We start from the raw sequence: 7,481 nt of genomic DNA, 5'->3' as shown, positions 1-7,481 counted from the left end.
ATATACTTATACAAGTAATTTAGCTCTTTATAAGAGTTGAAATTACGTTATATATAAGGAGTGGTTTGAATGAAGAACAAATTTACGAAAATAATCATGTTAATGGTGGTAATGGCTTTATCAGTTACAGCACTTGCAGCATGTGGAAATAATCGTGATCCTGAAGAAGTTACTACAGCATATTTTGAAGATGCAAAAGACGGAAATGCAAAAGATTTTGGAGAGTTATTTACACCAGAAGCAAAAAAAATAGTTGGTTTCATTGGCGGAAATGCAGAATTAATGAAATCAATTAATGAAGATCTTAAAAGTTATAAGATTAGAAAAGTTGAAGAGAAAAACGAAATCGCTACAGTAACGGTTGATGCTGTGTATAAAAAAGATTCTAAAAACGATTATAAAAAAGTAATCGTAATTGAATTAGAGAAAACTGACGAAGGTTGGAAAATTAGTAAATCATAAAAAAACGGTCTAGAATTCTAGGCCGTTTTTTAGTACTCTCAATCTTCTTCATCTTCGAAATCACGTAGACTAGCAAGCAATTCTGTAAATGTTGAGCAAACTGGATATATTGCTTCCTCTATATCTTCTTCCTCATGATCCCAGAATACGATTGTTGGTGAATCAGTGTTGTTTCGATAATCAAAGCATATAAGATTGCCAAATGGATCTCTGGCAAAAGGATATATTTTGTCAGGTAATCTATCTTTCGTATTATTATATGTTTCTAGAACTGAATATTTTCTATCAGAATCTAAGGTTAAAAGATTATTTATTGAATTTTCATCTTGATTTGGAATATTAAATGTATCTGGCGTTGGATATCCACCATCATATTTTTGTACACACTCGATAAAATCATTAGGAAATTTAATATTTAAGTATTGTTCTAATTGTTTAATTTGGTCATCTGTTACCCCTTTTTCATTTACATTAATCCATGTAATGTGACTCATGATTAAGTACCTCCTTATTTATCGCTATCTTTCCCCCAAATTTTATACCCACCTGTATGACCGGTATCATGATGAGTCTGATAATCTACAAGTTGCATCCTTCCAGTGTCTTGATGATGATGCCATGTATAATGCTCTGGGGTTTTTCCTATTTTAAATAATTGAATTTCTTCATCCGTAAATTTTAAAGCTAATTCAGGGTTTTCCATTATTTGTTCATATAACGCCTTACTACACTTTCTAGACTGTGTTGTTCTAGACTTTTTGAAATCTGCCTCTTTTAACATAATCTCGCCTTTTGATTCAAAGATAGGAAATCCTTCAGCATCATACGGAATACCTGTAACAGGGTGCTTATCACCTGCTAAGTCCCCTTTACGCAAACGAATTGTTTTTGGCCCATTCGCACCCTCATAAGTATACGTAGCTGCTTTCTGTAAATATTGTTGTGTACTACCTATCCCTGCATATGAAAGATGATTACCAGCTTTAAATTCATAGTTGTTTAATATATGTAATGCATTTCTGTATGCCGGAGAATTAATTACAAGTGATTTTCCTTTAGTAAAACCTGTAATAGCAGCTACCTTCCCTGCTTGTCCTGCTTTACTAAGACCCTTATCACCCAGAAACCCGAGTCCTAACGTTGCTACACCATAAGCTACATAATGCTCTCTACTTTCCATATCTCCATTCCAAAATTTATTCATAAATGTATCTGATACAGTGTTCCATGCAGCAGGAATAGTCTCCCTATAGTTTACAATCGCATCTCGCATATTCAGCCAGGTTTCTTTATCACCTAAGGATATTAGTCCCTCCCACGCATCCACTGCACCATCTACAAAGCCAGTAGAAATACCAGTCCACGCAGCATTTAAATCTTTTTTATTGAAAAATGACTCTTCTGATTTTGGAGGGAGTTTTCCACACATGGCACCTTCTTGAATATCAGAATCAACTAAATTTCCGCCATACAATTCATCTGCTTCTCGGAATTTAACAGCTGCACGTTCTAATTCTACTGCAATTTTATCTAATTCTTGCAAAATGTTAAACATCATTGGCTTGGCTTCATTAAACATCTGATAGAAACGATCACTACTTGCTCCGCTCCACCGAGAAGCTATAAATTCAGTTTGAGAGTATAAATTTTTATGTATGTATTCTAATGATGATCTCGTATTTCTTACTGTTTTAGCAGCTTGCTCTAATTGTTCCGGTGTTACCTTTATTTGTGTGCTCATTCAATCCCTTCTTTTCTTATATATTATGAAAATTATAACATATCATTATTTTATTAATGGTTATCATTTGAAAATATCCGTTCCTAAAACTAAACTAGTTGATTCTTATAGCGAGCAATTTGCACAAAGGTATCGATAAATTGATTGCAGTAAAATATATAAAAGACTATCTATCAAGTGGGTTTGCTTGTTTTCAAAACAAGTAAACCCTTCACTATAAAACTATTCTTACTTTTTATACCATTTACATTATGAATCACAGTATAAACCTCTTAATTTAGTTGTGGGTTTGAAAAAAGTCGTACCGTTTTGAAAAAGATGAACCGTTTTAAAAAAAGTTGCACCTTTTTGCACCTTTGGATATGCTTTATCTGAAGGGGTTCCTATGGTAAAAGTAATATAAGGTTATACGAACGGGCCATTTTGTTGAACTATTAAGGGGAAACAAGTAATTGCGTACGTCATACAAAGGGGTGCTGGGGTGAATGTAATTGCGTGGTTAATCGTTGCATGTGAAATAGGGTTTTGGGTTGTTATTACTTTAGGTCTATTCACACGATATATCCTTAAAAGAAATAAATTAGGTTTGTTTTTCCTAGCCTTGACACCTGTCATTGATTTAATTTTATTGGTTGCTACGGGTGTAGACTTGTATCGTGGTGCGACTGCTACCAAAGTGCATGCAATTGCTGCTGTGTATATTGGAATCTCTATCGCATACGGTAGAAGTATGATTGAATGGGCTGATATACGCTTTCAATATTATGTGATGAAACAAGGATCGAAACCAGTAAAAAGATTTGGCATCGATTATGCGAAACACTACTTTAAAAGTTGGGGACAACATGTGCTTGCCTTTCTAATAGGTGCTGGCATTTTACTCGTCCTAATCTATTTAATTAACGATTTTTCCCGGACAGAAGTATTGGTTGGGTTTCTAAAATTATGGACACTTGTGTTAGGTATTGATTTTGTGATTGCCATAAGCAATTTTATTTGGCCAAAAAGGGCAAAGGGGTAACAATTTAAAATACCGCAAACGGGCGCGATTGTTTAAGATCATCGGTAGAAAAAGATCAAACTTTATTCCAAACCAACATTAGTCTCTCATATTTCCAAACGTTGACCAAAAAATTAAAATATGGTATGTTTACTTTAGATTAGTTATATATTGAATGCATATTCAGTATATATAAAGTATAGTACTTAACTGAATTGCATAAACTAAAAAAGACGAGATGCTGTCAACATCCCGTCTCATAACTGCTACTGTCAAGGTGGCTGTTATTATGCATTATCTTTTTCTTTTAGACCCACGCTTGTACTTTGGTCGGTGAAGCGCGGGTTTTTTGTTGTCTTTTTTTTCGAATTGCTTTTTCAGTGCGTATGCTGAAACCTCACGCACAACTGCTCTAGCAACTTCTTTTAAAAGTTCAAACAAAAATTCCATGTTATATCACCCCCTTTCCTTCCAAATGGAAAGAAGGGATAATAACAAGCCCACCTTCACACGATATACAGTTATACTTCTATTTTACCATACTTCAACATTCTAAAATAGAAAATCTGTCCAATTTTAGTCTGTATATAATCTTTTAGTTAAGGAGTTTTATAAGATTTTAGTTTACTATAATCTAAATATGTACACTATATTTCTTGGTTTTTTTATAATTGACCTTAGTTTCATATGCTATTTTTTGAGAATATAAATTTGAAATAAAACTAATATATTTTTTGATGTATTCCGCGATGTATATCTGCCCAAATTCTCTAGCTTACTCATAGGCCTAATAAGTTCCATATGAAGTCTTTATATTTATAATCCTGGTATCATTACCTCTCATATCTTTCTTTTCACTTTTTTCATTTTAAATAAAACGCCCTTGTAATTATTCGATGCCCTTTCCTCTATTTTATAATTTATGTATATTAACCCTTTTTTTGTAATTACAGTGATTTTTTAAGGAATGCACCCGAAAAACGACCTCTCAAAATCGCCTCTAATCGTTTTTCAGTCATTAGGTAATACAATTACACTCGAAAGTTAAAAGGTTAATTAAAAATAAAGATAGACCCCTTATAACGTTTTTTCGTTTTTTAGGGATCTATTCTCTCTGGGATTTCTATTCTTCTATGTCTTCTTTTACTTCTGCAGATAAAATGTCTTCAGCAAACTTCTTGTAGCCATTATACCCTTTCTTTTCAGCCTTTTTCTTTATAGCTTCTAATACCTTTTCATCAAGGTATAGACTTAAATGCTGCTTTTTTTCTTTCGACTCTTCTTTTGATCTATTTTCAATTCTTTCTTTGAATATTTCCAGATCTTTTTTTAAGTACAAGCGTTCAGTAGATTTCCCTTTAGCAATCTCTTTAAAAGGCAATATCCCATCTTTAGCTGCATTATGAACGTATGTCTTAGATTTGTTTAGAAACTCAGCAGCTTCTTTTAATGTTAAACAATCTTTGTATAATTCCTCTAGCTTTTTTACATCCTCTTTTTCAAAGCAATATCCTCCATCTGCTTTCCAGGTATCTAGATTGATAGGTTCGATGTGTTTATACTTAATTAAATAACCTAATTGGTTTTTTGTTAAACCTACCCGATCACATACCTCTTCTAAAGATAAATAGCTCATATCTCACCTCATCCGAAACTTTCATTCTAGCTGTTCTTTAAATTTTCTTAGTTGATACTTTGTTAAACCTGTTTCTTTTACTACATCTTTGATTGAGTACTCCTTATACTGCAGATATTTAAATGGATTTTCCATATAACGTTCTCGTACCTTATTAAATGTACTCTTTTTCGACAAAGAATTCAATTGATCTCCTTTCTCTCGGATGGAATCGAAAATGGGACACCCTTTACAATGTTTGTAGTTTCTTTGTTTTGCCTGTTCTTGCTCATCTGTACAATTCACTGATAGGTTGTTCAGAGGGCAAATTGAACAATGTGTATCTTCTAAATTATGGATTTCTTGTAAAATTTTTCGACGAAGATGAGTCAAAAAAATCTCCTCCTACCGCATTTGGATTGAAATGTACAAAAAAAACAAATTTAACATTTCCATTATACATTACCTGAACAGAAATGTTAAAATTTAAGGAAAAAATATTATTTTAATCATTTAAGTTTATACCACGATAAATTATGCATTTATTGTGGTATAATTAGAATAATAAAATTTTATATAAAAAAATTTGTTTAATATTTCATTCTATAAAAGGTTGTGTTTAAATTTGAATATTATAAATTACGAACATAATAACCAACTTGTAAAATCAAAATCAGATTTTTTTGATAACAGTCATTTTGAAAAAATTATGGGTTTGGGTATCCGTAACATCGACTACTCCCAATTAAGTGAAAAATCATTAGTTTATTTATTTTTACACGATGAGCCTTCTTTAACCAAAAAAAGAAGTGAGCGAACAAAACAACAGTATCTGCACGATCTTTCTCATTTTCTTCGCTACATAAAAGAAACAATCGGAACCATCCAGGAGTTATCCCATAATGATATGGAAATCTACTTCTATGAATTAAGTAAGAAATATGCTGCGACCACATTACGTAAAAAGAAAACAGTAGTTCAGCAGTTTTTAAAATATGTGCATGATAACAACGGACTCTCAGACAACTTTAGTAGTCGTCTTAAAAAAGTATCCGTAAAAAAAGAAGAGCTAGTCAATCGTGACCTTTATCCAGAAGAAGTTACCCAGATATTAGATGAACTGAAAAAATCCAACTATTTTGTTTACACTGCATTTTTTCTGTTAACTACAACAGGACTACGAATCGAAGAAATCGCAACTGCAAAATGGGCAGATTTGGTCTTTCATTCATCTTTAAGTGCCTATCTACTTCGTGTTGTTGGTAAAGGGAATAAAAGTAGGGAAGTTCGTATCTTTGAAGATACATTGGATGCTTTATGCCATGTTCGAAGTTTACGTAAACAAACAACAGAACTAGATGCATCAAGTACCTCCGCTTTTCTCCCTAAAGCTGATGGATCAAATTATCGAGCTGACTATCTCTCTTCTCTTGTGGCCAAAAAAATAGAAGAAATAAATTTAGATTTTCTGCGTTACCGACAGGATAGAATCACTCCTCACACTTGTAGGCATTTCATGGCTAATTACTTAATGGAAAAGGGTGTTGAACTAAAAAAAATAAGGGACTATTTAGGGCATGAATCTATCATGACTACAGAACGTTATTTAAGAGAGCGTACAAGACGTCAAAACTTGGCTACTATAGATATAGGAAATTCATTATTTTAGTAAGTATATATAATAGGAAGAAACTCGATTGATGTATCGTTTTCTTCCTATTTTCCTGCTTATAGAACTCTAAATATTTCTCTTTCATCATAACATTTAAACTAATTATTACAAGTTATTTTTAATTGTGACTTATTATTAGTCATAAGGACACAATTTTCCTTTTCTGTTTTACACTAACGTTATAAATCAGAAAGGAATAGGTAAAGATATGTCCCATTTAAGCAAACGACTTGCTGAATTGCGAAAAAAACGAGGATATACACAAGCCGATATATCACATCGCCTAAACATCGCCCGTACTACTTATGCAAATTGGGAATATGGAAAAGCTGATCCTGATGCAGATTCGATAATGCGGATTGCAGAGCTACACAATATCTCCATAGATGAATTGTTCGGAAGAAATAATCCTCTAGAAAGTAAATTAGAATCTATTAAAGTAGCATTAGCAGATATACCTGCTGAAAAGCAACAAGAAGCGCTAGATGTTCTTATTGATTATACATATTTCATTAAGAAGCACTTTCTATCATAAGGTAAAAAAATTAAGTTTGAAAGTCATGAAAAGGTATGTGTTTGGATCATCCATCCATACCTTTTTATATTTGTTAATACTACACTTTACATTACAATCTAAGTACAATGGATTGTTAAAACTGAAGACATCGGTAACAACTAATGTCTTATTTAATGCATCAAGCTTATGATGTTAACAATCTTATATAGTATAATTCCATCTTTATAATAACAGAGATCAATTTCTTCCCATGTCTGCATAAAACATATTAACATTTGATTTTGTGGGTTTGGGAAAAATAAATAGCAATACACTGTATTATCCTTACGTAAGGAACGTTTGTTCTCATTGTATTCCTACTCAACCTATATAATCAAGTTATTTTGCGAAAGTATGTTCGTTTTTTCGAAGGGATTATGTATTTTTCTTGAATTTATATTTATTTATAGGGAAAAACGGATATTAATGTGCTAA

Annotated in this window: 9 protein-coding genes; 4 read left to right on the top strand and 5 right to left on the bottom strand. The window is 32.3% G+C overall.

Annotated elements, in window-relative coordinates; genetic code table 11:
* The first annotated feature begins 69 nt into the window (after positions 1–69).
* Entirely contained in the window at positions 70–462 is a 393-nt protein-coding gene (locus tag MR170_RS29210; protein ID WP_242310413.1) for a nuclear transport factor 2 family protein, read from the top strand.
* Positions 463–500: 38 nt separating this feature from the next.
* Here the strand turns inward: MR170_RS29210 and MR170_RS29205 are convergent, their stop codons facing one another.
* Positions 501–956 carry an SMI1/KNR4 family protein gene (locus MR170_RS29205; protein ID WP_025689837.1) on the bottom strand — a complete coding sequence of 152 codons (456 nt, stop codon included), beginning with the start codon at positions 954–956 and terminating at the stop codon, positions 501–503.
* A 14-nt stretch (positions 957–970) separates the two neighbouring features.
* Positions 971–2,203, bottom strand: a complete 1,233-nt coding sequence (locus tag MR170_RS29200) for a WXG100 family type VII secretion target (protein ID WP_242310411.1) — start codon at positions 2,201–2,203, stop codon at positions 971–973.
* Between the two features lie 481 nt (positions 2,204–2,684).
* Here MR170_RS29200 and MR170_RS29195 point away from each other — a divergent pair, with 481 nt between their 5' ends.
* Positions 2,685–3,224, top strand: coding sequence for a hypothetical protein (locus tag MR170_RS29195; protein WP_086419721.1), 540 nt, complete (start codon positions 2,685–2,687; stop codon positions 3,222–3,224).
* 273 nt (positions 3,225–3,497) lie between these two features.
* Here MR170_RS29195 and MR170_RS29190 read toward each other — a convergent pair whose 3' ends face one another.
* From MR170_RS29190 to MR170_RS29180, 3 genes are all read right to left on the bottom strand, one after another.
* Complete coding sequence (locus tag MR170_RS29190; RefSeq protein ID WP_182813011.1) at positions 3,498–3,653, bottom strand: hypothetical protein; 156 nt, start codon at positions 3,651–3,653, stop codon at positions 3,498–3,500.
* Positions 3,654–4,326: 673 nt separating this feature from the next.
* Positions 4,327–4,839: a helix-turn-helix domain-containing protein gene (locus MR170_RS29185; protein WP_242310409.1), complete on the bottom strand. Its 513-nt coding sequence runs from the start codon at positions 4,837–4,839 to the stop codon at positions 4,327–4,329.
* Between the two features lie 21 nt (positions 4,840–4,860).
* Positions 4,861–5,211 (bottom strand): zinc-finger domain-containing protein, encoded by a 351-nt coding sequence (locus MR170_RS29180; protein ID WP_000149389.1) that lies wholly within the window; start codon positions 5,209–5,211, stop codon positions 4,861–4,863.
* Between the two features lie 232 nt (positions 5,212–5,443).
* Here MR170_RS29180 and MR170_RS29175 point away from each other — a divergent pair, with 232 nt between their 5' ends.
* Together MR170_RS29175 and MR170_RS29170 are read left to right on the top strand one after the other, a co-directional pair.
* Complete coding sequence (locus MR170_RS29175) at positions 5,444–6,487, top strand: tyrosine-type recombinase/integrase (protein ID WP_242310407.1); 1,044 nt, start codon at positions 5,444–5,446, stop codon at positions 6,485–6,487.
* Positions 6,488–6,698: 211 nt separating this feature from the next.
* Entirely contained in the window at positions 6,699–7,025 is a 327-nt protein-coding gene (locus MR170_RS29170; protein WP_000019025.1) for a helix-turn-helix transcriptional regulator, read from the top strand.
* Positions 7,026–7,481: the final 456 nt, after the last annotated feature.

This window comes from Bacillus cereus group sp. BfR-BA-01524, assembly GCF_022662595.1.
Classification (GTDB): domain Bacteria; phylum Bacillota; class Bacilli; order Bacillales; family Bacillaceae_G; genus Bacillus_A; species Bacillus_A thuringiensis_S.
Note: the sequence above shows the minus strand (reverse complement) of the source record. Positions and strands in the feature narration are given on the sequence as shown.